The organism is Hydrogenophaga sp. FW305-3-2-15-A-LB1 (genome assembly GCF_058787875.1).
In genome coordinates this window covers 25,367-50,676 of the sequence record NZ_JBYTAE010000040.1, presented here as the reverse complement: position 1 = coordinate 50,676, position 25,310 = coordinate 25,367, and the positions used below count along the sequence as shown (strand labels likewise).

The following is a 25,310-nucleotide window of genomic DNA, read 5'->3' as shown; positions in this document are numbered from 1 at the left end:
CTTCGCGTGCGGCGCGCCAGAGGCTGAGGGCGGGCCATTCGGTGCAAGGGTGCCAGCGCGCGGCGGGGTGGGGCACGAGCACGCTGCGGGGCAGGGTGGTGGCGTCCAGCGCCGTCAGTGCCGCAGGCGGCAGCGTGGGCGCGTCGGCGGCCGTGTGGCACTGGTTCCACAACGCGTCGAGCCGCGCCACCTCGGGCAGCCAGGGCCATTCGCCTGCGGGGAGCGCGCGCGCCAGGTGCTGCGGAAAGCCTTCGCCGTAGCTCGCGAGGCAACCGGCCCGCGGCGGGTGTTCGCGCGCGTGCGCCAGCGCCACGGCGGCCAGCCAGTCGTCGCCGGTCAGCCGGCGCACGGCGGGGTGGAGCGCGAGCAGGCTGTCCACACAGGCTTTGAGCACGGTGTTGCGGTAGACCATGAAGCCGGGCTGGCGGCTCAGGGCGGACGAGGCGGTGTCATCGCTCGACCACAGGTCGTGCCAGAACGCGGTCTGAAAGTCGGCGTGGTTCATGCCATCACCTCGCCGAACCGGCTCAGTTGGGCATGGGCGCGGTCGCGCTCGGCCATCAGCACGTCGAAGGCGGGCAGGTTGCCGTCGCGCTCGATCAGCGTGGGCCTGGGGCCGATGCGTTCGATGAGGTGTTCATGGAGCCGCCACACCGGTTCGACCACGGGCGCGTCGTGGCCGTCGATGAGCAGGCCTGCGCCGAGCGCCGGGTCTTCGTGGTGGCCGGCAAGGTGGATTTCCATCACGGCGTCGGCCGGCAGGCGGTCCAGCGCGTCCAGCGGGTCGGTGCCGATGTTGTGCGCCGAAACGAAGAGGTTGTTCACGTCCACCAGCAAGCCACAGCCGGTGCGGCGCACCAGCTCCAGCAGGAATTCGGGCTCGTCCCAGTCGTGGCCTTGCAGGTGCAGGTAGTGCGATGGGTTCTCGATCGCGATGCGGCGCTGCAGGGCGTCCTGCACCCGCTCGATGTTCGCGGCCGTCTGGCGCAGCGCTTCGTGGGTGCGCACGAAGGGCAGCAGGTCGGGCGCGTAGTGGCCTCCCAGCCTGCTCCAGGCGAGGTGTTCGGACACCAGCGCCGGCTGCAGCCGGCGCACCAGTGCCGCCAGCCGCGACAGGTGGCCGCTGTCGGGCGGCTCGTGGCCAGCCAGCGAGAGCGAGACGCCGTGCAGCGCCACCGGGTGGTGCGCGCGCACGGCCTCCAGCCATGCCAGGCGCGGGCCGCCGTCCACCAGGTGGTTTTCGGCATGCACTTCGAACCACAGGCCCGCTGCGCGCGTGCCGCAGGCGGCATCGACGTGCTCGGGCTTGAGGCCGAGACCGGCGCTCAGGTCCATGGGGTGTTCAGCCCTTGACGGGTTGCAGCGCCCCCATGCCGGTGGGCGTCTTGATGCCCACGCAGGTGCCGGCAGGCACATACTTCCAGGCGTTCCCCTGGTAGTCCATCTTGGAGGTGCCCGCACACGTGGTGCCGGGGCCGGCCGCGCAATCGTTCTTGCCGGCCATCGCCACGCCATAGCAGCGTTCCTTGGCGCTGGCGGCGTTCTTGGTGTCGGGCATGTTGGACTGCGCGAGCGCGGCGCCGGTGGTGAGGGCGGCCAGCGCGGCCAGGGTGAGGGTCAGTTGCGAGGTGTTCATGAAAGGCTCCTGGGTGTAGGGCCGCGCCAACCAGTTGGTGCGTACCGATGGCTATTTCGTCGTCGCCGCTGCGTTGGTTACAGGCCCGCCGCAGAATCGATCGGCTTTTTTATTTCGGCCTGTCTGTAACCTTTTCGCGCCATGACACGAATAGCTGACGTGACCGCGACAGAACACGAATTGCACGGACTCTTTGTGGCGGGGCTGGACGGCGATGGCGCCGCCTACCACCGTTTCCTGCAGCGCCTGGCGGCGTTGCTGCGCGGCTATTTCCGGCGCCGCCTGCAGCAGCTGCCGGACGAGGTGGAGGACCTGGTGCAGGAGACCTTGATGGCCGTGCACGCCCAGCGCCAGACCTACCGCCGGGGCGAGCCGCTGACGGCGTGGGTGCATGCACTGGCCCGCTACAAGCTGGTGGATCTGTGGCGACGGCGCGCCCGCCACGAGGCGTTCAACGATCCCCTGGACGATGAGCTGGACGTGTTTGCGCAGTCAGACAGCGAGGCGGGTGAGGCGCGGCGCGACCTGGGCCGCTTGCTCGAGCAATTGCCGGATCACCAGCGGTTGCCCATCCAGCACACCAAGCTCGATGGCCTGTCGGTCGCCGAGGCGGCCCGGCTCACGGGCATGAGTGAGTCCGCCGTCAAAGTGGGGGTGCACCGGGGCATCAAGGCGCTGGCGCGCCAATGGAAAGGACAAGCATGAAAACCGACGATCTGATGAACCTCCTGGCCACCGGCGCTGCCCCCGTGCCCCGTCATGCGGGTGAGCGCCGTTTTGCGCTCGCGCTGGGTCTGGGGCTGGTGTGTGCGCTGGCCTGGGTGCACCTGATGTACGGCGTGCGCAGCGACCTGGGCGAGGTCTGGGCCACGCCGGCGTTCGGGGTCAAGCTGGCGATGCCGCTGGCCGTGGCGGTCAGTGGCCTGGTGGTCGTGTTCCTGCTGGGCCACCCGGGCGCGCGCGTGCGCGGCTGGGCGTGGGGGCTGTGGCTGCCCGTGGCGTTGTTGTGGGCCTGGGCGATGCTGGTGCTGGCGCAGGCGGCTCCCGGCACGCGGGCGGCGCTGGTGCTGGGCGAGACCTGGCGCTACTGCGTGTTCAACGTGATGGCCACGGCCTTGCCGGTGGGGGTCGCGCTGTTCTGGGCCCTGCGGGGTCTGGCGCCCACGCGCCCCTTGCTGACGGGGGCCGCGGCGGGTTGGCTGGCGGGCGCGGTGGGTGCCGCGGTGTATGCCCTGCATTGCCCCGAGATGCAGGCGCCCTTTCTCGCCGTCTGGTACGTGCTGGGTATGGCGGCGTGCGCGTTGTTGGGCGCGCTGGCCGGGTGGCGTTGGCTGCGCTGGTAGGCCACGAAGGCGACCGCCGCGATCAAGCCCTTTCCCGTTTGTCCAGCGCCCGCTCGATGAAGTGCCGCTTCACCCGCGTCCTGGGCACCGGGTCGTGCAGGTGGCTGAACCAGGCGCGCACGTCTTCGTCCAGCCCGATGCCGTGCATGTAGTTGTAGATCGCCTTGCGCAGGCCGATGCCCAGCGCGTCGTGGTCCACGCCGGTGGGGTCGATGAAGCCGATGTCGTTCTTGGCGAAGGTCACTTCGGGCAGGGGCACCAGTTCGATGCCATACGCGGCCGGGTCCAGCCCCACGGGCGAGTGCACGGTGCACGAGAAGCGGTGGAAGAAGCCGCTCTGGATGCAGCCGTTCTCGAACAGCTGGCGCACGTACTCGAGCGAGTCCACGGTGTCCTGCACGGTCTGCGTGGGAAAGCCGTACATGAGGTAGGCGTGCACGAGGATGCCCGCGTCTGAAAATCCCTTGGTGACGCGCGCGACCTGTTCGACGGACACGCCCTTTTTCATGAGGGTGAGCAGCCGGTCGCTGGCCACTTCGAGCCCACCGCTCATGGCGATGCAGCCGCTGTCGGCGAGCAGTTGGCAGAGTTCGGGGCTGAAGGTTTTTTCGAAGCGGATGTTGCCCCACCACGAGACGGGCAGTTGCCGGCGCAGCAGCTCGTCGGCCAGGGCTTTCAGGGCCTTGGGCGGCGCGGCCTCGTCCACGAAGTGGAAGCCGGTCTGCCCGGTTTCGTTGACGATGGCTTCGATGCGGTCGGCCAGGGTGGTGGCGGACGCGGTTTCGTAGCGGCTGATGTAGTCCAGGCTCACGTCGCAGAAGCTGCACTTCTTCCAGTAGCAGCCGTGGGCCACGGTGAGTTTGTTCCAGCGCCCATCGCTCCACAGCCGGTGCATGGGGTTGAGCATGTCGAGCAGGCTCAGGTAGCGGTCGAGCGGCAGGCCGTCCCAGGTGGGGGTGCCCACGTCTTCGAAGGCCACCTCGGGTTCGCCGAAGTTGATGTACTTCACCGTGGCCGTGCCGGCTTCGCTGGTCTCGCGCACGAAGGTGCGCACCAGGCGCTGCCGGGAGCGCTTGCGGTCCAGGAATTCCAGCAGCGCGAGCAGGGGGCGTTCGCCGGCGTCGAGGGTGACGTAGTCGACGAAGTCGAACAGGCGGGGCTCGGCGAGTTCGCGCAGTTCGGTGTTGACGAAGCCGCCGCCCAGGGCGATGGTGATGTGCGGGTTCTGGCCCTTGATGGTCTGCGCGATGCGCAGCGCGGCGTAGAGCGCGCCGGGGAAGGGCACGGAGAGCAGCACCACGTCGGGCTTGTGCTGGGCCAGGGTGGCGAGGGTGAGGGTGTGCAGCACCTCGTCGACCAGGGTGAAGGGCGCGGCGAGCGCGGCGGCCATGGGCTCGAAGCTGGGCTGGCTGCTGGCGAGGGATTCGGCGTAGCGCACGAAGGCGAAGCGTTCGTCCACGGCGTCGCGCAGCACGTCGGCGAGGTCGTTGAGGTAGAGGGTGGCGATGTGGCGGGCTTTGTCTTGCACCCCGAGGGCGCCGAAGGCCCAGGCCAGGGGGTCGCCGCCTTCTTCGCTGAGGGCGGCGTCCACGTAGACCTCGAGCGCGCTGAAGCGGGGGCCTTCGGGCAGGAGTTCGCGCGCGGCGATGCGGTGGGCGAGGGTGGAGTCGCGGCCTTGCAGGTAGGCGATGACGGGGCCGATGGTGCCGCGGTAGCGGTCGAATTGGTCGAGGAAGGCGTGCACGCTGCCGCTGCGGTCGGCTTCGGGCTGAGCGAGTGCTTTGCCGCGCACGGCTTCGAGGCCGGCGGGGGTGAAGAGTTTGAGGACGAGCGCGAGGGCGAGGTCGGCTTGCACGGCGTCGACGCCGCGCGAGCGGAGGAAGCCGGTGATGTAGGCGGTGGAGGGGTAGGGCGTGTTGAGCTGGGTCATCGGGGGGATGAGGCTCAGCACGCGCGGGGCGTGGGTGGTCATGGCTTTTCCGGGCGTGGCGACGATGTTAAGGCTTGGGGCCTATTTTTCGTTTTGGCGGGGTTTGTTGGGTTCGCTTCCGGCCTGCACCTCGCGGCAGGCCGGTGGCGGGATCCGACTGCTCCGGCCCTGCTCGCGGGCGGCTGCCCGGGTCCGCCACCACCCCTTCGTCAACGCCTTGGCCGGCGCGCAGCCTCTGTGGCAACCGCGAATGGGGGCCTGCGCATTCGGACGCCGCCACCGTCCTGCGAAACAACGCAGGCGCACCACCGTTGGTGTGCCCGACCTCGCCCACCCAGCAGGCGAGGGATCAGGACTTCATCAAGCGTAGTCAGACAGGGGCACGCAGCTGCAGAACAGGTTGCGGTCCCCGTACACGTTGTCCACGCGGCCCACGGGCGGCCAGTATTTGGCGTGGGCCCGGGTGGAGGCGCTGGCGGCGCCCACGTCGCGCGCATAGGGGTGTGGCCAGTCGGCCTTCATGAGGCTGGGCGCGGTGTGCGGCGCGTTCTTGAGCGGGTTGTCGTCCTGCGGCCAGACGCCGTTCTCCACCTGACGGATCTCGTCGCGGATGGCGATCATCGCGTCGATGAAACGGTCCAGCTCGTCCAGCGTCTCGCTTTCGGTGGGTTCCACCATCAGCGTGTTGGCGACCGGGAACGACAGCGTGGGCGCGTGGAAGCCGTAGTCCATCAGGCGCTTGGCCACGTCCTCGGCCATCACGCCACTGGTGTCCTTCAAAGGCCGCAGGTCCAGGATGCATTCGTGCGCCACGTGGCCGTTGGCACTCGCGTACAGCGTGGGGTAGTGCGGCGCCAGGCGCTTGCTGATGTAGTTGGCCGCGAGGATGGCGGCTTCGGTGGCATGCTGCAAACCCTCCGCGCCCATCATGCGGATGTACATCCAGCTGATCGGCAGCACGGCGGCGTTGCCCAGCGGCGCGGCGCTGATGGCGCCCACGCCGTTGACCGGCAGACCACCCGCCGCATGGCCGGGCAGGAAGGGCACGAGGTCTTCCACCACGCAGACCGGGCCCACGCCGGGGCCGCCGCCGCCATGAGGAATGCAGAAGGTCTTGTGCAGGTTGAGGTGGCTCACGTCGCCGCCGAATTCACCCGGCGCGGCCACGCCCACCAGGGCGTTCATGTTGGCGCCGTCCACGTAGACGCGCCCGCCGTGCTGGTGCACCAGCGCGCAGAGCTCCTTCACGGTGGTCTCGAACACGCCGTGGGTGCTGGGGTAGGTGATCATCACGGCGGCCAGGTTGGCGCTGTGCTGTTCGCACTTGGCCTGGAGGTCGGCCATGTCCACGTTGCCGTTGTCGTCGCACTTGGTGACGACGACCTGCATGCCCACCATCTGCGCGCTGGCGGGGTTGGTGCCGTGCGCGCTGCTGGGGATGAGGCAGATGCTGCGGTGGCTTTCACCGCGCGAGGCGTGGTAGGCCTGGATCACCAGCAGGCCGGCGTATTCGCCCTGCGAGCCGGCGTTGGGCTGCAGGCTGATGCCGGCGTAACCGGTGGCCTGGCAGAGCCAGGCGCGCAGCTGTTCGTCGAGCAGCTGGTAGCCCTGCAGCTGGTCGGCCGGGGCGAAGGGGTGCATGTTGGCGAACTCCGGCCAGGTGATGGGGATCATCTCGCTGGTGGCGTTGAGCTTCATGGTGCAGGAGCCCAGCGGGATCATGCTGCGGTCGAGCGCGAGGTCCTTGTCGGACAGCGCGCGGATGTAGCGCAGCATGCCGGTTTCGCTGTGGTGGGTGTTGAACACCGGGTGCGTGAGGAAGTCGCTGGTGCGGCGCAGTTCGGCGGGGATGAGTGGCTCCACGCCTTTTTCGAAGGTGTCGAAGACGGGCAGGGCCTGGCCGTCCTTGGCGAAGATTTTCCAGAGCAGGGCGATGTCGTCGCGGGTGGTGGTTTCGTCGAGCGAGACGATGAGGTAGTCGCCCCAGGCCTTGCGCAGGTTGGCGCCTTGGGCCACGGCGCGGGCCATGAGGGCGTCGGTCTGGTCTTTCGTGTGCAGGGCGAGGGTGTCGAACACACCTTGTTCGCCGTGGTGGGTGTCGCGGTAGCCCAATTGCTCCAGGCCGCTGGCGAGGATGGCGGTGTAGGCGGCCACGCGGTTGGCGATGCGCTTCAAGCCCTGCGGGCCGTGGTACACGGCGTACATGCTGGCAACCACGGCGGGCAGCACCTGCGCGGTGCAGATGTTGCTGGTGGCTTTTTCGCGGCGGATGTGCTGCTCGCGCGTCTGCAGCGCGAGGCGGTAGGCGGGCTGGCCGTGCACGTCCACGCTCACGCCGACCAGACGGCCCGGCAGCGAGCGCTTGAATTCGTCGCGGCAGGCCATGTAGCCGGCGTGCGGGCCGCCCGCGCCCATGGGCATGCCGAAGCGCTGCGTGGTGCCGACCACGATGTCCGCGCCCATCTCGCCCGGGGGCTTGAGCAGGGTGAGCGCGAGCAGGTCGGCGGCGACGATGAAGGCGGCCTGCTTGCCGTGCACGGTGGCGGCGTCCTTGGTCCAGTCGTGCAGCCAGCCGCTGGAGGCGGGGTACTGGGTGAAGGCGGCGAAGTAGTCGCCGTCCGACAGCATGGCGGCCCATTCCTCGCCCGACATCGCGATCTTCACCGTGAGGCCCAGGGGTTTGGCGCGGGTCTGCACCACTTCGATGATCTGCGGGTGCACGTCGCCCGAGACGATGAAGGTGTTGCCCTTGCTCTTCACCGAGCGTTTGGCCAGGGTCATGGCCTCGGCGGCGGCGGTGGCTTCGTCGAGCATGGAGGCGTTGGCGATGGCCATGCCGGTGAGGTCGCTCACCATGGTCTGGAAGTTGACCAGGGCTTCCATGCGGCCTTGCGAGATCTCGGCCTGGTAGGGCGTGTAGGCGGTGTACCAGGCGGGGTTCTCCAGCACGTTGCGCAGGATCACGCCGGGCGTGAGCGTGCCGTGGTAACCCTGGCCGATGAAGCTCTTGAACACCTTGTTCTTCTGCGCCAGCGCCTTGAGCTCGGCCAGCGCCGCGGCCTCGGTGACGGCCGGTGGCAGCTGCATGCCCTGGCTGCGCGCGATGCTGCGCGGCACGATGCCGTCGATCAGCGCGCGGCGCGAGGCCTCGCCGATGACCGAGAGCATGTGGGCCTCGTCGGCCTGGCCGATGCCGATGTGGCGCGCCACGAATTCGGACGGGTTTTCGAGTTCACCGAGGGGTTTGACAGAGGGCATCAGCATGGAAGGCTCCGGCGGGAGAAGAGGCGGATCAGGCGTTGGCGAAGGTGTTGTAGGCGGTCTCGTCCAGCAGGGCGTCGACCTGGGCCGGGTCGGAGAGCTTGACCTTGAAGAACCAGCCGGCCTTGAGCGGGTCGGTGTTGGCCAGCGACGGGTCGGCGCGCAGGGCTTCGTTGACTTCGGTGACTTCGCCGCTGACGGGCATGTACACGTCGGCCGCGGCCTTCACGGACTCGACCACGCCGGCCACTTCCTTTTGCGCGAAGCTCTTGCCGACTTCGGGCAGGTCGACGAACACCACGTCGCCCAGCGCGTCCTGCGCGTGCACGGTGATGCCGACGGTGGCGATGCCGCCGTCAACGGTGATCCATTCGTGGTCTTCGGTGTACTTGGTGGTCATGAAAAAGCTCCTGAAAAAAGAAACGAAAAAAGTGAGATCAGCCGCGGAAGTATCGGTTGGGCACGAAGGGCATGGCGCTGACTTCCATGGGCACGGGTTTGCCGCGCACCATGGCCACCACGGGCGTGCCCAGGGCGGCGTGTTCGGGTGTGACGTAGCCGATGGCGATGGGCTTGTTGGCGCTGGGGCCGATGAGGCCGCTGGAGGTCTTGCCGATCACCTCGCCACTGGTGTTCTGCAGTTCGACGTTCTCGCGCACGGGCACCCATTCCTGGGCGATCAGGCCCACGCGCTTGCGGGTCAGCGGTTCGCTGCCGTCGAGCTGCGCGAGCACGCGCGCCGCGCCGGGGAAGCCGCCCGCGCGCGCGCCGCCGGTGCGGCGCACTTTCTGCATGGCCCAGTTGAGCCCGGCTTCCACCGGGGTGGTGGTGGTGTCGATGTCGTTGCCGTAGAGGCACAGGCCGGCTTCGAGGCGCAGCGAGTTGCGCGCGCCCAGGCCGATGGGCATCACTTCGGGCTGGGCCAGCAGGGTGCGCACGAACTGGTCGGCGCGGTCGCCGGGCAAGGAGATTTCGAAGCCGTCTTCGCCGGTGTAGCCGCTGCGGGTGATGAAGAGGTCGGCACCGTGCCACGGGAAGGGCGAGCCGGTCATGAAGATCAGTTTTTCGACGCCGGGCACGAGGCGCTGCAGCACGTCCACCGCCAGCGGGCCCTGCAGCGCGAGCAGGGCGCGGTCGGGCAGGGGGATGACTTCGCAGCGCGAGCCGATGCGCGCCTGGATGTGCGCGATGTCACCAGCCTTGCAGGCGCCGTTGACGATGACGAAGAGGTCGTGCCCGCGGTTGACGAACATCAGGTCGTCGATGATGCCGCCCTCGTCGTTGAGCAGCAGGCCGTAGCGCTGCTTGCCCACGCCGAGGTCGATCACGTCCACCGGCATGAGCGTCTCGAAGGCGGCGGGGGCGTCGGGCCCGACCAGGCGCAGCTGGCCCATGTGCGAGACGTCGAACAGGCCGGCGGCCTTGCGGGTGTGGTGGTGTTCGGCCATGAGGCCGGTGGGGTACTGCACCGGCATGTCGTAGCCGGCGAAGGGCACCATGCGGGCGCCCAGTTCGACGTGGAGCTTGTGCAGCGGGGTCTGGAGAAGCGGGGCGGCGGCAGCGGGCACGGCAGAGGCTTTCAGGCAAGGGGGCAGGCCCCGGTGGGGCGAAACACGGTTCATCCGTGCGCTGCCCCACTGTCCGCTTTACCTGAGAGATTCACGCGGGCGATGCCGCGCTTGCTCCTTCGGTGGGCCGCTTCGAGGAACGGCCTCTCTCCAGGGGGGTACACCGGCCTCGCGGCCCGTGTTTGCCAGTCCTTTTGCCTGAGCGTTCAGGGCACCCGGTGTGCGGTGCCGCCTGCGCCTTCGGCGAGCCTTCTCCGGGGACCGGATCGGCTTCTCTCCTGACCCGGCGAGTGTATCGCACGGCGTCCGGCGGGCCGGTGTTTCAGGGCGTTTCCAGGGCCGATTCGGGCAGCAGGCGGGCCAGCCGCTCGCGGATGCCGTCGGCGCGTTCGCTGCCGGCCAGGCGCTCCACGTCGGCCATCATGGCCCGGCTGACGGCCAGCATGTCGCCCACGTCGCGCGCTTCGCGCAGGGCGTCGCGGTAGCGCTGGGCCATGGCCTTGTCGCGCGGGGCGAACATGCGCTCGCTCAGGTCGAACAGGAACATGCGCGCGCTGGCGAGCGAGCGGGGGCCGGAAAAGGCGTCGGCGGAGACGGTGGGCGGGGTGTTGGCCGGCGTGCGGGGCGGCGGTGGTGCTTCGTCCACAAGGTAGCCGCGCGAGATCAGGTCGGCCGCGAGCGTGGGGCCCTGGCCCTCGAACAGGGCGAACAGCTCGGCATCGGGTTTGCGGCCATCGGCCAGCAGCAGCAGGGCGCGCTCGCGCTGCGCGAGTTGGCGTTGCCCGGGTCGCAGCTCGGCGCGGCCCTTCTGGGTCTTGTTCAGCATGGCATCTCGGCGTCGTTCACGGAGCCTGCACTGTGGACAGCCCATGTGACGGCGCGGTGAACACCGCGCAGGTAACCGGCCTGCGGTCGGTTTCAGCCGGCGAACGTGGTTTCCGGCAGGCCGCGCACGCCCGGCACTTCCAGGGCAAACATCGCGCCCGACAGCGGTGCGCTGGCCAGCGCCTGCGAGCCCAGCCGCACCGAAGCGCTGGTCACATAGAGCGTGCCGAGGTCGGCGCCGCCAAAGCAGCAGCTGGTGGGCCGTGGCACCGGCAGGCGCACCCGCATCAGCTCGCGGCCGTCGGGGCCGAAGCGCGCCAGTTCCCAGCCGTCCCACACGGCCACCCAGAGGCAGCCCTCGGCATCCACCGTCAGGCCGTCGGGTTTGCCTTCGCCCGCGCCGAAGACCACGAGGGGGCGGCGGTTCGCGATGCGGCCGGCCGCGAGGTCGAAGTCGTATTCGTAGATGGTCTTGCGGAAGGTGTCGGTGAAATACATCCGCGTGTTGTCGGGGCTGAAACCCAGGCCGTTGGGCACGGTGAAGCCGCTGTCGACCTTCTCCCAGCTGCCATCCGGATCGACGCGAAAGAGGTTGCCCCGGTTGGCCATGGCGCCCATGTCCATGGAGCTGACCCACAGCCGGCCGCGCCGGTCGCACTTGCCGTCGTTGTATCGGTTGCCCGGGCGGGCGGATTCGGGGTGGGCGAACAGGGTCATGCGGCCCGAGTCGGGCGCCATGGCCATCAGGCCCGAGGGCGTGGCGAGCAGCAGGCCACCGGAGGCCATGGGCACGACCATGCTCACCATGGCGCCCAGCGGTGTTTCGCGCAGCACCCCGCTGGCGGCGTCGAGCTGGTGGATGGCCGGCGCGAGGATGTCCACCCAGTACAGCGCGTTGTCGCGGGGCGACCAGACCGGGCCTTCGCCCAGCAGCGCCCGCGCCTCGCCGATGGCATGCACCTCGGGCGTGGGCGCCGCGGGGGGCTCGGTGTGCGCCAGCAGCGACATCGGCTGGCCCGCCGCGCTGTGCGTGATGGTGCGGGCCGCGCCGATCAGCTCGGCCGACAGGCTGTGCGCGCGCCGCGCATCCAGCTGCGCCGCGCTGGCCGTCACGGCCACGGCCCCGATGGCGCGGCCCTCGTAGTCGAACACCGGCGCGGCCACGCTCACGCGCTCGGCGTCGTATTCACCCACTTCCAGCGCGTAGCCGCGTGCGCGGGTGAGGTCGAGCTCGGCCCGCAGCGCCTCGTTGTCCACGATGGTGTGCTCGGTGAAGCGCTCCAGCAGCGAGGCGGCCAACAGCTGGGCCTGCTGCGCGGGCGCCAGGCAGGCCGCGATCGCCTTGCCGGCCGCGCTGGCGTGCAGGGGCAGGCGCATGCCCACCTTGGAGGCGACCTGCGGTTCGCGGCCAGCGTCCTCGCTGGCCACCACCACCATCTGTTGGCCACTGAGCACCACCAGTTGCACGCTTTCGTCGAACGCGTTGCGCAGGCGCACCAGTTCGTCCTGGGCCGCCACGCGCAGATCGAAATCGCTCCAGACCTCGTGCGCCAGTTCCAGCAACCGGAACCCGAGCAGGAAGGTCTTGTTGTAGCTGTCGTGGCGCAGCAGGCCTTCGCGCACCAGCGTGCCCAGCATGCGGTGCAGCGTGGCTTTGGGCAGGGCCGAGGCGCGCTGCAGTTGCGTGAACGTCATGGGCGCGCGCGCCGCCGACACCAGATTGAGCACGGCCATGGCTTTCTCCAGCACCCCCAGGCCCGGGGCGGTGGTGGCGGAGGTCGAGGCGGGATGAGCGGTTTCTGACATGGCGGGTGCGGGAATTCTAGGGGAGGTCAACCCAGGGTAAGTACCAATGAATGGAACTTGTTTGTCAAACATCGCGGGATCTACAATTGAAGTTCCATTCAACGGAACAAATTGGATTCACGACGTGACATCACCTGCATCGCTTGCCGGGGTCTACCCCGTTCTCCCCACGCCTTTCGACGCCGCCGGCCAACCGGACGCGCAGGCCCTGCGCGGCCTGGTGCGCTACCTGCTTGAAGCGGGTGTGGATGGCATCACCTACCCGGGCGTGGCCAGTGAAGTTGGCCAGCTCAGCGTGCCCGAGCGCCTGTCGCTGACTGCCGCCGTGCTGGAGGAAGTGGCGGGCCGGGTGCCGGTGGTGGCGGGGGTGTCCAGCGCCCAGGCGGCCACCACGATCGAGCTGGCGCGGGCCGCGATCGCGCAGGGCGCGGCCGCGCTGATGGTGGCGGTGCCGCCGGACCGCCCGACGGTGGCCACCCAGGTCGAGTACTTCCGCGAGGTGTCGGCGGCCGTGCCGGGCGCGGTGCTGGTGCTGCAGAACGTGCCGCAGCCAGTGGGGGCCGGCCTCGACCCCGAGGCGATCGTGGAAGTGGCGGCCGTCGTTCACGCGATCCGCTACGTGAAGGAAGAGACCCTGCCCAGCGGCCAGCGCCTGACGGTGCTGCGCGAGCGCGGCCCCGCCAGCCTGGTGGGGGTGTTCGGCGGCGCGGGTGGGCGCTACATCACCGACGAACTGCGGCGCGGCGCGGCCGGCACCATGCCGGCGATCGAGCTGGCCGAAGTGCATGTGGCGCTGTTCAAGGCCCACCGCGCGGGCGACGCGGCGCGTGTGCGCGAACTGTTCACGCGCATGCTGCCCATCCTCAACGTGCAGGCGGTGTTCCGCTGGTCGCTCACCAAGTACGTGCTGAGTGCCCGCGGCCTGCTGCCGTGCGAGCACCAGCGCGCGGCCGGCCCGCGCCTGGACGCGCTGGACAAGGCCGACGTGGACGCCTTCCTGGGCGACTTGCAGGACCTGTTGTTGCCCACGCACCCGCTGCGGAGGCGCGCGGGATGAGTGGGCCGCGCATCGCTGCGGTCGAGACCTTCGTGGTCTCGTTGCCGCGCGACACGCCCTACCTCGGCCCGCTGGGTGAGGGCGAGCAGGTCAACGCGCGCGGTTACCTTGTGCGCCAGGGCAACCGCACGATCTACCCGAGCACCGACATGTCGGTGCTGATCATGGTGACGGCCGAGGATGGCACCTGGGGTTGGGGCGAGACCTACGGCATCGTCGCGCCCGAGGCGGTCACGGCCCTGATCGACGACGTGCTCGGGCCGGTGATCCTCGGGCGCGACCCGCGCGATGCGACCGCCATCCACGAGGACCTCTACGACCTCATGCGCGTGCGTGGGGCCTCGGGCGGCTTCTGGGGCGACGCCATCGCGGGCATCGACATCGCGCTGTGGGACCTCGCCGGCAAGCTCGCCGGCCTGCCCGTGGCCAAGCTGCTGGGCGGCCAGCGCACGGTGCGCGTGCCGGCCTACGCTTCAGGCCTGCCGGGCAGGACACTCGCCGACAAGGTGGCGCTGGCGCGCGATTTCGCGGCGCGCGGGTTCACCGCCTTCAAGTACGCGGCGGCGGTGTCGTTCGAGGGCATCGTCGATGAGATGCGCGCGCTGCGCGAGGCGCTGGGGCCGCGCGCGAAGCTGATGGTCGACCTGCACTGGAAGTTCGATGCGGGCGAGGCGATCCAGCTCATCGATCGGCTCGCACCCTTCGCTCCGTACTTTGTCGAGGCGCCGTGCGCCGCCGAGGATCTCGAAGGCCAGGCGCGTGTGGCCGCCGCCGTGCGCGTGCCCGTGGCGCTGGGCGAGGAGTGGCGCTCGGTGCACGAGGCGCTGCCGCGCTTCGAGCGCCGCGCGATGTCGATCGTGCAGCCCGAGATGGGCCACACGGGCGTGAGCCAGTTCATGCAGATCGGCCGCATGGCGCACGCTTTCCACATGCGCGTGATTCCGCACGCGAGCATTGGCGTGGGCATCTTCCAGGCCGCGAGCCTGCACGCCTCGGCGTCGCTGCCCAACGTGCCCATGCACGAGTACCAGCACTCGGTGTTCGATCGCAACCTGCGGTTCGTCGACACCACCATGCGCTGCGAAAGCGGCGCGTTCATCGTTCCCGACGGGCCGGGGCTGGGCATCGAACCCAATGCCACGCTCTGGTCCTTCCTGCGCAAGAAAGCCCCCATTTCATGACCGCTTCCCCCTCCGCCCTCATCGCCATCGACTGGGGTACCTCCAACCTGCGCGCCAGCCTGCTCGATGCGGCCGGCGGAGCGATCGAGACGCGCGCCGCGCCTGGCGGCGTCATGGCCGTGAAGGACGGCCGTTTCGCCGATGCCCTGCTGTCGCTGTGCGGCGACTGGATCGATCAACGCGCGGGCGCGCTGATCGCCAGCGGCATGATCGGCAGCCGCCAGGGCTGGAAAGAGGCCGACTACCTCGGCTGCCCTGCGGGCATCGGCGAGGCCGCCGCACGCCTCACGCGTGTGGACGTGCTGCCGGGGGTGCCGCTGTACATCGTGCCGGGCCTGACCTGCCGCAACGCCGACGGCCAGGACGACGTGATGCGCGGCGAAGAGACGCAGATGTGGGGCGCCGACCTCGCCGCCGGCAGCTGCTGCGTGCTGCCTGGCACCCACGCCAAGTGGGCCTGGCTTGGCGAGGCCGGCCAGGTCACGCGCTTTTCCACCTACATGACCGGCGAGCTCTACGGCCTGCTGACCCAGCACGGCATCCTGGGCCGCCTCATGGCGTTCGGCCACGCCGCGCCGCAGGCCTTCGAGGTCGGCGTTCGGCTCGGCCTGGCGCAGAGCGACAACGCCACCCACGTGATCTTTGCCGCGCGCACCGCCGGCCTGATGGGCCGCATCGCGCCCGAGGGCCTGCCTGACTATCTGTCGGGCATCCTCATGGGCATCGAGATCGCGAGCGCCACGCGCACCGAGCGCCCGCTCGAGGTGGTGCTGCTGGGCGACGACGGCCTGTGCGAACGCTATGCGAAGGCGCTTGCGCTCGCGGGCATCGCGAGCACGCGCGCCGCCGACGGTGCGACCACGCGCGGCCAGTGGCGCGTGGCGCGGCAGGCCGGTCTGCTGGAGCGCGCGCCATGAGCGCGCGCAGCGCGAGCGAACGGGTGGCACAGGCGCTCGCGGCCCGGCCGCTGGTCGCCATCCTGCGCGGCATCACACCGCCCGAGGCGGTGGCGGTCGGCCGTGCGCTGCACGCCGCGGGCATCGGCGTGATCGAAGTGCCGCTCAACTCGCCCGAGCCGCTGGAGAGCATCCGCCTGCTGGTCCAGGCGCTCGCGGGCGAGGCGGTGATCGGCGCGGGCACCGTGCTGCGCGAACAGGATGTCGACGCCGTCGCAGCGGCGGGCGCGCAACTCGTGCTCTCGCCCAACTTCCACGCGCCCGTGGTGCGGCGCACCCGGGCGCACGGCCTCTATTCGATGCCGGGCGTGGGCACGGTCAGCGAGGGCTTCGACGCGCTCGATGCAGGTGCCGACGCGCTCAAGCTGTTCCCGGGTGAGCTGCTCGGTCCTGCAGTCATCAAGGCCTGGCGCGCGGTGTTCCCGCGCGCCACCCCGATGTTCAGCGTGGGCGGCGTCAACCTGGAGAACCTGCCGGCCTTCAAGGCCGCGGGTGCCAGCGGCGCAGGCCTCGGCTCGGCGCTCTATGCGCCGGGCACATCTGCGGCCGAGGCCGCTCGACGCGCGCGCGAGTTTGTCGCGCGCTGGCAGGGCCAGCCGGACTGATACAACACAACCAGGAGATGAAGTGATGAACCAACGATTCAACCGCCGCACGCTGCTCGCGGCCTCGGCCGCCATGGTGGCCTCGGGTGTGCTGCCCGCCCGCGCCTGGGCGCAGGCGAGCTGGCCCACCAAGCCCGTGACCGTCATCGTGCCTTTTGCGCCGGGCGGCGCGGGCAACGGCTCGGTGCGCATCCTGGCGGAGATCATCGGCCCGCAGATCGGCCAGCCGCTCGTGGTGGAGAACCGCGCCGGTGGCGGCGGCATCCCGGGCACGCAGGTGGTGACCCACAGCAACGACGACCACATGCTGCTGATGGGCAGCACGACGATGACCATCCTGCCCGCGCTGCGCAGCGACCTGGGCTACGACGTGCAGCGCGACCTGCAGCCCGTGGGCATGATCTCCTCGCAGCCTCTGGTGTTCGCTGTGCCCGCCAATTCGCCGCTCAAGTCGCTGGACGATCTGGTCGCGCGTGGCAAGGGGGGCGAGCTCACGGCGGGCAACAGCGGCGTGGGCACGCTCTCGCACCTGACCACCGAACTGCTCAACCGCAAACTGGGTCTGAAGCTGCTGGCGGTGCCCTACAAGGGCGACGCGCAGCTGATCCCCGACGTGGTGGCCGGGACCATCTCGATGGGTGTGATGAACCTGCCGGTGGCGCTGCCGTTGATCCAGGACGGCCGCCTGCGCGCCATTGCCGTGACATCGAGCAAGCCGGTGGCCTCGCTGCCCGGTGTGAAGACCCTCAACACCCAGGGCCCCGAGTTCGTGATCACCGGCTGGGCCGCGCTGTTCGCGGCGCGCAATGTGCCCGCGGCCGGGGTGGAGCGCCTGGGCACGCAACTGCGCGCGGCCTTGCAGCAGGAAAGCGTGCGCGAGCGCTTCGCGGGTTTTGGCGTCACGCCCGAGATCGCCACGCCGGCGCAGCTGCGCGATTTCATCGCTTCCGAGACCGCGCGCTGGGGCGACGTGGTCAAGAGCCGCGGCATCAAGCTGGAGTGAGCTGGCTCACATGCCGGCGTAGTTCGGACCGCCGCCGCCTTCGGGCGTGACCCAGACGATGTTCTGCGTCGGGTCCTTGATGTCGCAGGTCTTGCAGTGCACGCAGTTCTGCGCGTTGATCTGCAGGCGGTCGGTGTTGTCGGGGTTCTTCACGAACTCGTACACGCCGGCCGGGCAGTAGCGGGCTTCGGGGCCGGCGTACTTGGCGAGGTTGATCCTCACCGGCACGCTGGCGTCTTTCAGCGTGAGGTGGGCCGGCTGGTGCTCTTCGTGGTTGGTGTTGCTGACGAAGACGCTGCCCAGGCGGTCGAAGGTGAGCTTGCCATCGGGCTTGGGGTAGACGATCTGCTCGCACTCGGCGGCCGGCTTGAGGTAGAGGTGGTCGGCCTTCTCGCGGTGCAGCGACCACGGCGGGGCCTTGAAGCCCAGGCGGGGCAGCAGCCAGTGTTCGATGCCGACCATGAGGCCGCCGACGATGTTGCCGTACTTGAACCAGGACTTGAAGTTGCGCGAGGCGTCCAGCTCTTCGCGCAGCCAGCTCTTGCCGAAGGCGACCGGGTAGGCCTTGAGTTCGTCGTGCTGGCGGCCGGCCTGCACGGCCTCGAAGGCGGCTTCGGCGCAGAGCATGCCGCTCTTGATGGCGGCGTGGCTGCCCTTGATGCGCGCGCCGTTGAGGTAGCCCGCGTCGCAACCGACCAGGGCGCCACCGGGGAAGGTGGTCTGCGGCAGGCTCATGAGGCCACCGGTGGTGATGGCGCGCGCGCCGTAGCTGATGCGCTTGCCGCCTTCGAGGAAGGCGCGGATGCGCGGGTGCGTCTTCCAGCGCTGCATTTCCTCGAACGGGCTGAGCCAGGGGTTGCTGTAGTTCAGGCCGGTGACCAGGCCCAGCGTGACCTTGTTGTCTTCCAGGTGGTACATGAAGCCACCACCGTAGGTGTCGTCCTTCATGGGCCAGCCGGCGGTGTGGATCACCAGGCCGGGCTGGTGCCTGGCGGGGTCGATTTCCCACAGTTCCTTCACGCCGATGGCGTAGGCCTGCGGGTCCTTGCCTTCGTCGAGGTGGAATTGGGCGATCAGGCGCTTGCCCAGGTGACCGCGCGAGCCTTCGGCGAAGACGGTGTACTTCGCGTGCAGCTCCATGCCGAGCTGGAAGTTGTCGGTCGGCTCGCCGTCCTTGCCCACGCCCAGGTTGCCGGTGGCCACGCCCTTGACGGAGCCGTCGTCGTTGTACAGCACCTCGGCGGCCGCGAAGCCGGGGAAGATCTCCACGCCGAGGTTCTCGGCCTGCTGGGCCATCCACTTGACCACGTTGCCCAGGCCGACGACGTAGTTGCCTTCGTTGTGGAAGTTGTTGGGGATCAGGAACTTGGGCGTGTCGATGGCGCCTTTTTCGGTCAGCCAGAGCAGCTTGTCGTCGGTGACAGGCTGGTTGAGCGGCGCGCCGTCGGCCTTCCAGTTGGGCAGCAGCTCGTTGAGGGCCTTGGGGTCCATCACCGCGCCGCTGAGGATGTGCGCGCCGGGCTCCGAGCCTTTTTCGAGCACGCAGACGTTGATCTCGCCGCCTTTTTCGGCGGCGATCTGCTTGAGCCGGATCGCCGTGGCCAGGCCGCCGGGGCCGCCACCGACCACGACCACGTCGTACTCCATGGCTTCGCGCGGGCCGTAGGTGCTGAGGATTTCTTCGGGGGTCATGTCGAGGGTCTCACTCTGTCGGGCGGGCGCCCGGGGATTTTCATGACGGCAATGCATGGAGTCATGCCGGTGTCGTGGTCGGGACCGATTTTAGTGGCCCAGGGCGCACAATCCTGTCGGATGGGGCCTCGTCGGCCTGGGCGGTGCTCGGATGGCCGCAGAATCCAACCACTTTAGAGGAGGTTCTCTCATGGCATACAGCCTGGACTTGTCGGGCCGCGTGGCCCTGATCACCGGGGCGTCCGGCGGGCTTGGTGAACAGTTCGCCAAGACGCTGGCGCGGGCGGGCGCGGCCGTGGTGCTGGCCAGCCGCCGCACCGACCGCCTGATGGCGCTGCGCGCGCACATCGAGGCCGCCGGCGGCGACGCGCACGTGGTGGCGATGGATGTGACCGACACGGCGTCGATCAAGGCGGCGGTGGCGCACGCCGAGACCGAGGTCGGCGCGATCGACATCCTGGTCAACAACTCGGGCGTGAGCACCACGCAGCGCCTGCAGGACGTGACGGAGGAAGACTACGACTTCGTCTTCGACACCAACACCAAGGGCGCGTTCTTCGTGGCGCAGGAAGTGGGTCGTCGCATGCTGGCGCGCGCCAACGGCGCGGCGCCGGGCACCTACGTGGGCGGGCGCATCGTCAACATCGCGTCCATGGCCGGGCTCAAGGTGCTGCCACAGATCGGCGTGTACTGCATGAGCAAGGCCGCCGTGGTGCAGATGACCAAGGCGATGGCGATCGAGTGGGGCCGCTTCGGCATCAACGTGAACGCGATCTGCCCGGGCTACATCGACACCGAGCTCAACCACCACCACTGGCAGACCGAGCAGGGCCAGAAGCTCATCAACATGCTGCCGCGCAAGCGCGTCGGTTCACCCGCCGACCTGGACGCGCTGCTGGTGATGCTGTGTTCGAGCGAGAGCCATTTCGTGAACGGTGCGGTCATTGCCGCCGACGACGGTTTCGGGGCTTAGATGACGGCAGCGGTGTTGGGCCGGCCTTCGGGCTGGCCGCCGGGCATGGTGACCGGCATTCTGGCGGGGCTGGGCGCGGGGGCTTTCTGGGGCACGGCCTTTCTGGCGCCCCTGCTCACGCCGGGCTTCAGCTCGATCGATCTCACGGTGGGCCGTTTCCTGGCCTGCGGCCTGTTGTCGGTGCTGCTGCTGGCGTGGGCCGGGCTGCGCGGCGAGGCGCACCTGCCGACCTGGCGCCAGGCGGGCGCCGCGCTGTGGTTGAGCCTGCTGGGTTACACCGGCTACTACCTGCTGCTGGTGCTGGCCATCCAGGCGGCGGGCGCGGCGCTGCCGGTGCTGATCATCGGCACCATCCCGATCTGGATCATGTTGCTGGGCAAGCCGCAGGGCCTGCGCTGGCGCGCGCTGGTGCCGGGGCTGCTGCTGACCCTGGCGGGCCTGGCGCTGATGATGCGGGTGACGGCGCATGGCGGTGGCGAGGCGGGCGGCGGTGCGAACCTCTGGCTCGGCATCTTCTATGCCGTGCTGGCCATGGCCTCGTGGACCGCGTTCGGTCTGCTGAACGCGCGCTGGCTGAGCCGCCACCCGGAAGTGAACTCCACCGTGTGGGCCAACTGGCTGGGCGTGGCGGCGGGCCTGGGCGCGCTGGGCATCTGGGCCGTGGCCGGGACCGAGGTGGACACCCTGGTGCAGCGCCCGGGCTTCGGCATGTTCCTGATCGTCTGCGCGGTCACCGGCATCGGCTCGGCCTGGATCGCCTCGGTGCTCTGGAACATGGCCAGCCGCCGCCTGAGCCCGAGCCTGGCGGGCCAGCTCATCGTGAGCGAGACCGTGTTCGGCCTGATCTACACCTTCGCCTGGAGCGCCCAGTGGCCCGCTGCCCTGCAATGGACGGCCTGCGTGCTGTTCGTGCTCGGCATCCTCGCGTCGATCAAGGCGCACCGCTGACGACCACCCCAACCCCATGAAACTTGACATCCCCGAACAGAAGAAGCGCGTGTTCAGCATGACCATCCCCATCCGCTGGGGCGACATGGACGGCATGAACCACGTGAACAACACGATCTATTTCCGCTACCTGGAGATCATCCGCATCGACTGGATGCACTCCATCGGCTGCCCGCCCGATCCGGGCGGCGAAGGGCCGGTGATCGCCAACGCCTTCTGCAACTTCTACCGGCAGCTCGAATACCCGGGCGATGTGATCGCCACCATGTACGTGAGCGATGTGGGTCGCAGCAGCTTCGAGAGCTGGTGCACGCTCTCGCGCAGCGACGACCCCGACACCGTGTACGCGGCCGGCGGTGCGACCACCGTGTGGGTGAACTTCCCGCTGAAGAAGTCGGCCCCGATTCCCGACTGGCTGCGCGCGCATCTGAGCTGATCGCTGTGTGCGCTGGCGCACACACAAATGCTTGCACACAGGCGGCGCGCGCGTGCCTAGCATGTCCGACATGCGCCACCTCTCTGCGCTCATCGGCGGGGCCCTATCGATGGGTCTGCTGTTGTCGTGCGGCGGCGGTGGTGGTCGTGACGGTGACGATGGCTCGCCCGCGCCCGGCAACCCCAGCTTCGTGCCCACGACCGGGCCGGTCGCGGTCACCGAACTCGCGACCAACCTGCCCAGTCCCTGGAGCCTGGCCTTCCTGCCCGATGGCCGCATGCTGATCACGGGGCGCACGGGCAGCCTGCGCCTGTACGCGGCGAACGCGCAGTCGTTCAACCTCATCAGCGGCCTGCCCGCGCTGGACACCGGCGGGCAGGGCGGTCTGCTCGACGTGGTGCTGGACCCGGCCTTCGGCAGCAACCGGCGCATCTACTTCAGCTTCTCGGAAACCGACAGCGGCAACGCGAACAACAACGGCACCGCCGTGGCGCGGGCCGAGCTCGACACGGGCGCGATGGCGCTGGTGAACCTGCAGGTGATCTACCGGCAGTTGCCCAAGGTGGCGAGCAGTGGGCACTTCGGTTCGCGCCTCGTGTTCGACCGCCAGGGCCACCTGTTCGTGACGCTGGGCGACCGGCAGAGCAACGACCAGCGTGGGTACGCGCAGGACCTGAGCCGCGGCAACGGCAAGGTGGTGCGCATCACCACCTCGGGCGCGGCGGCACCGGGCAACCCCATGCTGGCGGGCGCGCAGGCCGGTATCTGGAGCTACGGCCACCGCAACCCGCAGGGCGCGGCGCTGCACCCGGAGACCGGTGAGCTGTGGACCAGCGAACACGGCCCACAGGGTGGCGACGAGGTCAACCTCACGCAGGCGGGGCGCAACTACGGCTGGCCCATCATCAGCTATGGGCAGGAGTACGGCACAACGCAGCAGGTGGGCGAGGGCACGGCCAAGGCCGGCATGGAGCAACCGGTGGCGTACTGGGAGACCATCGACGGCAGCGCCTGGACCGGCGGACAGAAGTCGTCCATCGCGCCCAGTGGCATGGCCTTCTTCACCGGCACCATTCCCACGAACTGGAACCGCAGCCTGTTCGTGGGCGCACTGGCCGGCACGGCGCTGTGGCGCCTGCAGCTCGATGGCACGCGGGTGGTCGGGCGCGAGCGCCTGCTGGCGAACCGCAACGAGCGCATCCGCGATGTGCGGCAGGGCCCCGACGGCCGGCTTTACCTGCTCACCGATGGCGGCAGCGGCAAGCTGCTGCGCATCGGGGGCTGAAGCCGGCGCGGCGGCTTACTGCTTGTTCTCGCGAGCGTCCTTCTTGTACTCGACGTCGTCTGCGTACAGGCGGCCGTCTCTGCGGTCGATGTCGACTTCCACATAGTGGCCCTGGCGCAGATCCTCGAAGCGCTTGTAGTCGTTTTCGTAGTCGGTCTTGTCGGTCACATAGATCACTTCGCTGTTGACGGTGAAGGTCTTCGCGGTGGTGTCGACGGCCGTGATGCGTCCCTTGATGTCTTCTGCGCAGGCCGCGCCTGTGCCCAGGGCGAGGACGGCGGTGAGCAGGAAGGCTCGCTTGACGGATGGTTTGATCGGCATGGAAGCACTCCTTGTGTTGTTGTGTGGCGGTATCGATTGAATCGCGCGCCGACAAAAAGTGCTGTAAGCCTTGTCTGATTTGGCGGCTGTGCCGTTCAGTCCTTCGGCGGCTTGGCCTTGGGCACGCGGCCCATCAGGTAGAACTCCGGGTTGGGCAACATGTTGCTGAAGCTCGCCAGCCGGTTGGACAGGCCGAAGAAGGCGGTGATGGCGGCGATGTCCCAGATGTCCTCGTCGGAGAAGCCGTGGGCGTGCAGGGGGGCGAAGTCGTCGTCGTTGATTTCGTGCGAGCGCTGGCAGACCTTCATGGCGAAGTCCAGCATGGCCTTCTGGCGCGGCGTGATGTCGGCCTTGCGGTAGTTCACCGCGACCTGATCGGCCACCAGTGGTTTCTTCTCGTGGATGCGCAGGATGGCGCCGTGCGCCACCACGCAGTACAGGCACTGGTTGGCCGCGCTGGTGGTGGTGACGATCATTTCGCGGTCGCCCTTGGTGAGCGAACCTTCTTCCTTGAGCATCAGCGCGTCGTGGTACGCGAAGAAGGCCCGCCACTCGGCGGGCCGGCGCGCCAGGGCCAGGAACACGTTGGGCACGAAGCCCGCCTTTTCCTGCACTTCGAGCACCTTGGCCTTGATGTCCTCGGGCAGGTCGTTGATGTCGGGGGCGGGGTAGCGGCTCATGCGGGTCTCCGGCGTGGTGGAATGTCTGGCCATCGTACCGCCCCCCGCCGAGGGTCAGAAGCGGTAGGCCCCGGTCACCCAGACGCGCGGGTTGCGCTGCTGGCTGTCCGATTGCGAGGGGCCGCCGGCGTGGCGCCAGGCCAGCGTGCCGTCCACCGACCAGTTGCCGTGCTGAGCGCGCACGCCCACGCCGCCGCCGGCGAGGCTGCGGTGGTTGTCGCCCACGGCCCAGGGCCGGCGGTTGAGCGTGCTCTGGCCGGCGTCCCAGAAGGCGTAGGGCACGACCGCGCCCTGGCCGTAGCGCAGCTCCACCTGGCCGAGCACGCCTTCGTCGCCCGCGCCTTCGCCGCGCGGGTAGGCGCGCACGCCGCTGGCGCCGCCGAGCACGAAGTCTTCGGAGGAGTCCAGGTTCTTGCCGCTCCATTGCGCCGCGACGCGGGCCGACAGCGTCCAGCCGCCTGGCAGGGCCTGCAGGCGGGTGACGTCGAGGTTGACCTTGTTGAACGAGCCGTGGGTCTTGGCGGTGAGGCGGTCGAGCAGGCGCTGCACATCGCCCTTGAGCGAAACGCTGCCGTGCGTCCAGCCCAGCGTGCCGTAGGTGATGCCGCCGCCGAGCAGCGCGTCTCGCAGGTCGAACTGCACCGCGACCGGCAGCACGTTGCTGGTTTTTTCGTTGCGCATGCCGGTGGCGCGGTATTCGTCCACCATGGTCTTGTGTTGTGCCTGCGCGGTGAGCAGCAGGTTCGCGCGGTTGCTGCGCACCAGCGGGTAGCTCACGCCGAGGCTGGCCACGCGGGCCGTGCCGGAGGCCTGCAGGCTGCTGAACTCGCCACCGAGGCTGTAGTCGGAGACGGCGTAGCCGACGTCGCCGCGCAGGCCGCTGGTGCCCAGGGCGCGCGAGTAGGCCAGGTTGCCGAAGAACAGGTCTTCGTCGGTGGCCATCACGGCTGCGTTGAGGCGGTCGCCGAAGCTGAACGGGTTGTTCCACGCGCCTTCGACCAGCACGCGGTGCTGGCCCGAGTAGCGGTTGCCGTGGTTGTCGACGGAGACGCGGCCTTCCACGGCCTTGGTGCGTTCGACCTCGACGGCGAGGTCGCCCGTGCCCACGGCCTGGCCGGGGCGCACCACCGGGCGCACGCGGATGCCCGGCAGATCGGACAGCACGAGCACCGAGCGTTCGAGTGCGTCCATGGCGATCACGTCGCCGCTGCGCAGGTCGCCGAGGAAACGCCCGGCTTCGGTGGCCAGGTCGGCGTCCTGCGAGGTGGCGTTCACCTGGCCGTAGCGGCCTTCGATGACTTCGATGGTGAGTTCGCCGTCGGCCATGCGCTGGGCAGGCACGTAGGCGCGGGCGAAGGGGTAGCCCTGCTCGCGGTAGAAGCGCGTGATCTGGTCCGCCAGGCCGCGCAGGCCGGCCAGGGTGTGGCTGCGTCCGATGGCGGGCGCGATGAGGGCCTGCAACCGCGCGGTCTCGATGCGGCTGGCGCCGTTGATGCGGACGGTCTTGAGCGCGACCGCGGGTCCTTCGTCGCGGCCGGCGCTGTCCGCCGGCGGCACGTCGAGCTGAAGGTTCAGCGATTCGGGCAGCACCTGCTGGGGCAGTTGCAGGTCTTGCAGGATGCGGCCGGCATCGGGGGCCTGTTGGGCGAAGGCGGAAGAGGCGCTGCTCAGGGCGAGCGCGGAGAGGGCCAGCGTGAGCGGCGAGAGGCGAAAGGTCTTGTGCATGGGAGGTGAATCGTTCGTGGATGCCCGCGCCAGGGCCGTTGGGCCCTGGCGGGAGCGATCAAAAAAAGGAGCCGCGGTG

24 protein-coding genes and 2 riboswitches are annotated in these 25,310 nt (G+C 69.3%); of the genes, 11 read left to right on the top strand and 13 right to left on the bottom strand.

The window, feature by feature from the left end:
- The 3 genes from AC3WPZ_RS14005 to AC3WPZ_RS13995 all read right to left on the bottom strand — a co-directional run.
- On the bottom strand, positions 1-505 hold a 505-nt coding region (locus AC3WPZ_RS14005), incomplete at its 3' end, for an HvfC/BufC family peptide modification chaperone (protein ID WP_492440134.1).
- On the bottom strand, positions 502-1,335 hold the full coding sequence (bufB, locus tag AC3WPZ_RS14000; RefSeq protein WP_492440132.1) for an MNIO family bufferin maturase: 834 nt from the start codon (positions 1,333-1,335) through the stop codon (positions 502-504). The genes bufB and AC3WPZ_RS14005, both read right to left, overlap by 4 nt.
- Before the next feature lie 7 nt (positions 1,336-1,342).
- Entirely contained in the window at positions 1,343-1,636 is a 294-nt protein-coding gene (locus tag AC3WPZ_RS13995) for a BufA1 family periplasmic bufferin-type metallophore (protein WP_492440130.1), read from the bottom strand.
- Positions 1,637-1,777: 141 nt separating this feature from the next.
- Between AC3WPZ_RS13995 and AC3WPZ_RS13990 the strand changes: the two genes are divergently transcribed.
- Both AC3WPZ_RS13990 and AC3WPZ_RS13985 read left to right on the top strand, forming a co-directional pair.
- Complete coding sequence (locus AC3WPZ_RS13990; RefSeq protein ID WP_492440128.1) at positions 1,778-2,341, top strand: sigma-70 family RNA polymerase sigma factor; 564 nt, start codon at positions 1,778-1,780, stop codon at positions 2,339-2,341.
- The gene (locus AC3WPZ_RS13985) at positions 2,338-2,979 is read left to right on the top strand and encodes an NrsF family protein (protein WP_492440126.1); all 642 of its coding nucleotides are present in this window, start codon (positions 2,338-2,340) and stop codon (positions 2,977-2,979) included. Before AC3WPZ_RS13990 ends, AC3WPZ_RS13985 begins: the two co-directional genes overlap by 4 nt.
- Before the next feature lie 22 nt (positions 2,980-3,001).
- On the opposite strand, the gene AC3WPZ_RS13980 is transcribed toward AC3WPZ_RS13985, so the two are convergent.
- From AC3WPZ_RS13980 to AC3WPZ_RS13955, 6 genes are all read right to left on the bottom strand, one after another.
- Positions 3,002-4,951 carry a B12-binding domain-containing radical SAM protein gene (locus tag AC3WPZ_RS13980; RefSeq protein ID WP_492440124.1) on the bottom strand — a complete coding sequence of 650 codons (1,950 nt, stop codon included), beginning with the start codon at positions 4,949-4,951 and terminating at the stop codon, positions 3,002-3,004.
- Between the two features lie 318 nt (positions 4,952-5,269).
- Positions 5,270-8,173, bottom strand: coding sequence for an aminomethyl-transferring glycine dehydrogenase (gene gcvP / locus AC3WPZ_RS13975; protein WP_492440122.1), 2,904 nt, complete (start codon positions 8,171-8,173; stop codon positions 5,270-5,272).
- A 28-nt stretch (positions 8,174-8,201) separates the two neighbouring features.
- Entirely contained in the window at positions 8,202-8,570 is a 369-nt protein-coding gene (gene gcvH, locus AC3WPZ_RS13970) for a glycine cleavage system protein GcvH (RefSeq protein WP_382158966.1), read from the bottom strand.
- A 37-nt stretch (positions 8,571-8,607) separates the two neighbouring features.
- On the bottom strand, positions 8,608-9,792 hold the full coding sequence (gcvT, locus tag AC3WPZ_RS13965; RefSeq protein WP_492440120.1) for a glycine cleavage system aminomethyltransferase GcvT: 1,185 nt from the start codon (positions 9,790-9,792) through the stop codon (positions 8,608-8,610).
- Positions 9,793-9,797: 5 nt separating this feature from the next.
- A riboswitch (glycine riboswitch) is annotated at positions 9,798-9,902 on the bottom strand.
- A gap of 12 nt (positions 9,903-9,914) precedes the next feature.
- Positions 9,915-10,029, bottom strand: a riboswitch (glycine riboswitch).
- Between the two features lie 31 nt (positions 10,030-10,060).
- The gene (locus AC3WPZ_RS13960; RefSeq protein ID WP_382158963.1) at positions 10,061-10,564 is read right to left on the bottom strand and encodes a hypothetical protein; all 504 of its coding nucleotides are present in this window, start codon (positions 10,562-10,564) and stop codon (positions 10,061-10,063) included.
- Between the two features lie 92 nt (positions 10,565-10,656).
- On the bottom strand, positions 10,657-12,369 hold the full coding sequence (locus tag AC3WPZ_RS13955) for an SMP-30/gluconolactonase/LRE family protein (protein WP_492440118.1): 1,713 nt from the start codon (positions 12,367-12,369) through the stop codon (positions 10,657-10,659).
- Positions 12,370-12,493: 124 nt separating this feature from the next.
- Between AC3WPZ_RS13955 and AC3WPZ_RS13950 the strand changes: the two genes are divergently transcribed.
- The 5 genes from AC3WPZ_RS13950 to AC3WPZ_RS13930 are packed head-to-tail and all read left to right on the top strand — an operon-like array spanning position 12,494 to position 17,171.
- Entirely contained in the window at positions 12,494-13,426 is a 933-nt protein-coding gene (locus AC3WPZ_RS13950; RefSeq protein WP_492440116.1) for a dihydrodipicolinate synthase family protein, read from the top strand.
- The gene (locus AC3WPZ_RS13945; RefSeq protein ID WP_492440114.1) at positions 13,423-14,607 is read left to right on the top strand and encodes a mandelate racemase/muconate lactonizing enzyme family protein; all 1,185 of its coding nucleotides are present in this window, start codon (positions 13,423-13,425) and stop codon (positions 14,605-14,607) included. Before AC3WPZ_RS13950 ends, AC3WPZ_RS13945 begins: the two co-directional genes overlap by 4 nt.
- Positions 14,604-15,524, top strand: coding sequence for a 2-dehydro-3-deoxygalactonokinase (locus AC3WPZ_RS13940; protein ID WP_492440112.1), 921 nt, complete (start codon positions 14,604-14,606; stop codon positions 15,522-15,524). Before AC3WPZ_RS13945 ends, AC3WPZ_RS13940 begins: the two co-directional genes overlap by 4 nt.
- Positions 15,521-16,168, top strand: coding sequence for a 2-dehydro-3-deoxy-6-phosphogalactonate aldolase (locus AC3WPZ_RS13935; protein WP_492440110.1), 648 nt, complete (start codon positions 15,521-15,523; stop codon positions 16,166-16,168). Before AC3WPZ_RS13940 ends, AC3WPZ_RS13935 begins: the two co-directional genes overlap by 4 nt.
- A 25-nt stretch (positions 16,169-16,193) precedes the next feature.
- Positions 16,194-17,171 (top strand): Bug family tripartite tricarboxylate transporter substrate binding protein, encoded by a 978-nt coding sequence (locus AC3WPZ_RS13930; RefSeq protein ID WP_492440108.1) that lies wholly within the window; start codon positions 16,194-16,196, stop codon positions 17,169-17,171.
- A 6-nt stretch (positions 17,172-17,177) separates the two neighbouring features.
- On the opposite strand, the gene AC3WPZ_RS13925 is transcribed toward AC3WPZ_RS13930, so the two are convergent.
- Positions 17,178-18,863 (bottom strand): electron transfer flavoprotein-ubiquinone oxidoreductase, encoded by a 1,686-nt coding sequence (locus AC3WPZ_RS13925; RefSeq protein WP_492432388.1) that lies wholly within the window; start codon positions 18,861-18,863, stop codon positions 17,178-17,180.
- 190 nt (positions 18,864-19,053) lie between these two features.
- On the opposite strand from AC3WPZ_RS13925, the gene AC3WPZ_RS13920 reads away from it, so the two are divergent.
- The 4 genes from AC3WPZ_RS13920 (at position 19,054) to AC3WPZ_RS13905 (ending at position 22,505) form a co-directional block, all read left to right on the top strand.
- Positions 19,054-19,836, top strand: a complete 783-nt coding sequence (locus AC3WPZ_RS13920) for an SDR family oxidoreductase (protein ID WP_382158959.1) — start codon at positions 19,054-19,056, stop codon at positions 19,834-19,836.
- Positions 19,837-20,784 carry a DMT family transporter gene (locus tag AC3WPZ_RS13915; RefSeq protein ID WP_382158957.1) on the top strand — a complete coding sequence of 316 codons (948 nt, stop codon included), beginning with the start codon at positions 19,837-19,839 and terminating at the stop codon, positions 20,782-20,784.
- 16 nt (positions 20,785-20,800) lie between these two features.
- Positions 20,801-21,220, top strand: coding sequence for an acyl-CoA thioesterase (locus tag AC3WPZ_RS13910; RefSeq protein WP_382158955.1), 420 nt, complete (start codon positions 20,801-20,803; stop codon positions 21,218-21,220).
- Between the two features lie 70 nt (positions 21,221-21,290).
- On the top strand, positions 21,291-22,505 hold the full coding sequence (locus AC3WPZ_RS13905) for a PQQ-dependent sugar dehydrogenase (protein ID WP_492440106.1): 1,215 nt from the start codon (positions 21,291-21,293) through the stop codon (positions 22,503-22,505).
- A 15-nt stretch (positions 22,506-22,520) separates the two neighbouring features.
- Here the strand turns inward: AC3WPZ_RS13905 and AC3WPZ_RS13900 are convergent, their stop codons facing one another.
- From AC3WPZ_RS13900 to AC3WPZ_RS13890, 3 genes are all read right to left on the bottom strand, one after another.
- Positions 22,521-22,826, bottom strand: a complete 306-nt coding sequence (locus tag AC3WPZ_RS13900; RefSeq protein ID WP_291115256.1) for a DUF5666 domain-containing protein — start codon at positions 22,824-22,826, stop codon at positions 22,521-22,523.
- Between the two features lie 95 nt (positions 22,827-22,921).
- Complete coding sequence (locus tag AC3WPZ_RS13895) at positions 22,922-23,506, bottom strand: peroxidase-related enzyme (protein ID WP_291115254.1); 585 nt, start codon at positions 23,504-23,506, stop codon at positions 22,922-22,924.
- 54 nt (positions 23,507-23,560) lie between these two features.
- On the bottom strand, positions 23,561-25,231 hold the full coding sequence (locus tag AC3WPZ_RS13890) for a ShlB/FhaC/HecB family hemolysin secretion/activation protein (RefSeq protein WP_492432382.1): 1,671 nt from the start codon (positions 25,229-25,231) through the stop codon (positions 23,561-23,563).
- Between the last annotated feature and the right edge of the window lie 79 nt (positions 25,232-25,310).

Coding starts and splice junctions, on each gene's coding strand:
- AC3WPZ_RS13955 (WP_492440118.1), bottom strand. CDS start 12,369: ATGTCAGAAACCGCTCATCCCGCCTCGACCTCCGCCACCACCGCCCCG.
- AC3WPZ_RS13985 (WP_492440126.1), top strand. CDS start 2,338: ATGAAAACCGACGATCTGATGAACCTCCTGGCCACCGGCGCTGCCCCC.
- AC3WPZ_RS13890 (WP_492432382.1), bottom strand. CDS start 25,231: ATGCACAAGACCTTTCGCCTCTCGCCGCTCACGCTGGCCCTCTCCGCG.
- AC3WPZ_RS13895 (WP_291115254.1), bottom strand. CDS start 23,506: ATGAGCCGCTACCCCGCCCCCGACATCAACGACCTGCCCGAGGACATC.
- gcvP (WP_492440122.1), bottom strand. CDS start 8,173: ATGCTGATGCCCTCTGTCAAACCCCTCGGTGAACTCGAAAACCCGTCC.
- gcvH (WP_382158966.1), bottom strand. CDS start 8,570: ATGACCACCAAGTACACCGAAGACCACGAATGGATCACCGTTGACGGC.
- AC3WPZ_RS13935 (WP_492440110.1), top strand. CDS start 15,521: ATGAGCGCGCGCAGCGCGAGCGAACGGGTGGCACAGGCGCTCGCGGCC.
- AC3WPZ_RS13920 (WP_382158959.1), top strand. CDS start 19,054: ATGGCATACAGCCTGGACTTGTCGGGCCGCGTGGCCCTGATCACCGGG.
- AC3WPZ_RS13995 (WP_492440130.1), bottom strand. CDS start 1,636: ATGAACACCTCGCAACTGACCCTCACCCTGGCCGCGCTGGCCGCCCTC.
- AC3WPZ_RS13980 (WP_492440124.1), bottom strand. CDS start 4,951: ATGACCACCCACGCCCCGCGCGTGCTGAGCCTCATCCCCCCGATGACC.
- AC3WPZ_RS13930 (WP_492440108.1), top strand. CDS start 16,194: ATGAACCAACGATTCAACCGCCGCACGCTGCTCGCGGCCTCGGCCGCC.
- bufB (WP_492440132.1), bottom strand. CDS start 1,335: ATGGACCTGAGCGCCGGTCTCGGCCTCAAGCCCGAGCACGTCGATGCC.
- AC3WPZ_RS13900 (WP_291115256.1), bottom strand. CDS start 22,826: ATGCCGATCAAACCATCCGTCAAGCGAGCCTTCCTGCTCACCGCCGTC.
- AC3WPZ_RS13915 (WP_382158957.1), top strand. CDS start 19,837: ATGACGGCAGCGGTGTTGGGCCGGCCTTCGGGCTGGCCGCCGGGCATG.
- AC3WPZ_RS13960 (WP_382158963.1), bottom strand. CDS start 10,564: ATGCTGAACAAGACCCAGAAGGGCCGCGCCGAGCTGCGACCCGGGCAA.
- AC3WPZ_RS13910 (WP_382158955.1), top strand. CDS start 20,801: ATGAAACTTGACATCCCCGAACAGAAGAAGCGCGTGTTCAGCATGACC.
- AC3WPZ_RS13905 (WP_492440106.1), top strand. CDS start 21,291: ATGCGCCACCTCTCTGCGCTCATCGGCGGGGCCCTATCGATGGGTCTG.
- AC3WPZ_RS13940 (WP_492440112.1), top strand. CDS start 14,604: ATGACCGCTTCCCCCTCCGCCCTCATCGCCATCGACTGGGGTACCTCC.
- AC3WPZ_RS13925 (WP_492432388.1), bottom strand. CDS start 18,863: ATGACCCCCGAAGAAATCCTCAGCACCTACGGCCCGCGCGAAGCCATG.
- AC3WPZ_RS13990 (WP_492440128.1), top strand. CDS start 1,778: ATGACACGAATAGCTGACGTGACCGCGACAGAACACGAATTGCACGGA.
- gcvT (WP_492440120.1), bottom strand. CDS start 9,792: ATGAACCGTGTTTCGCCCCACCGGGGCCTGCCCCCTTGCCTGAAAGCC.
- AC3WPZ_RS13945 (WP_492440114.1), top strand. CDS start 13,423: ATGAGTGGGCCGCGCATCGCTGCGGTCGAGACCTTCGTGGTCTCGTTG.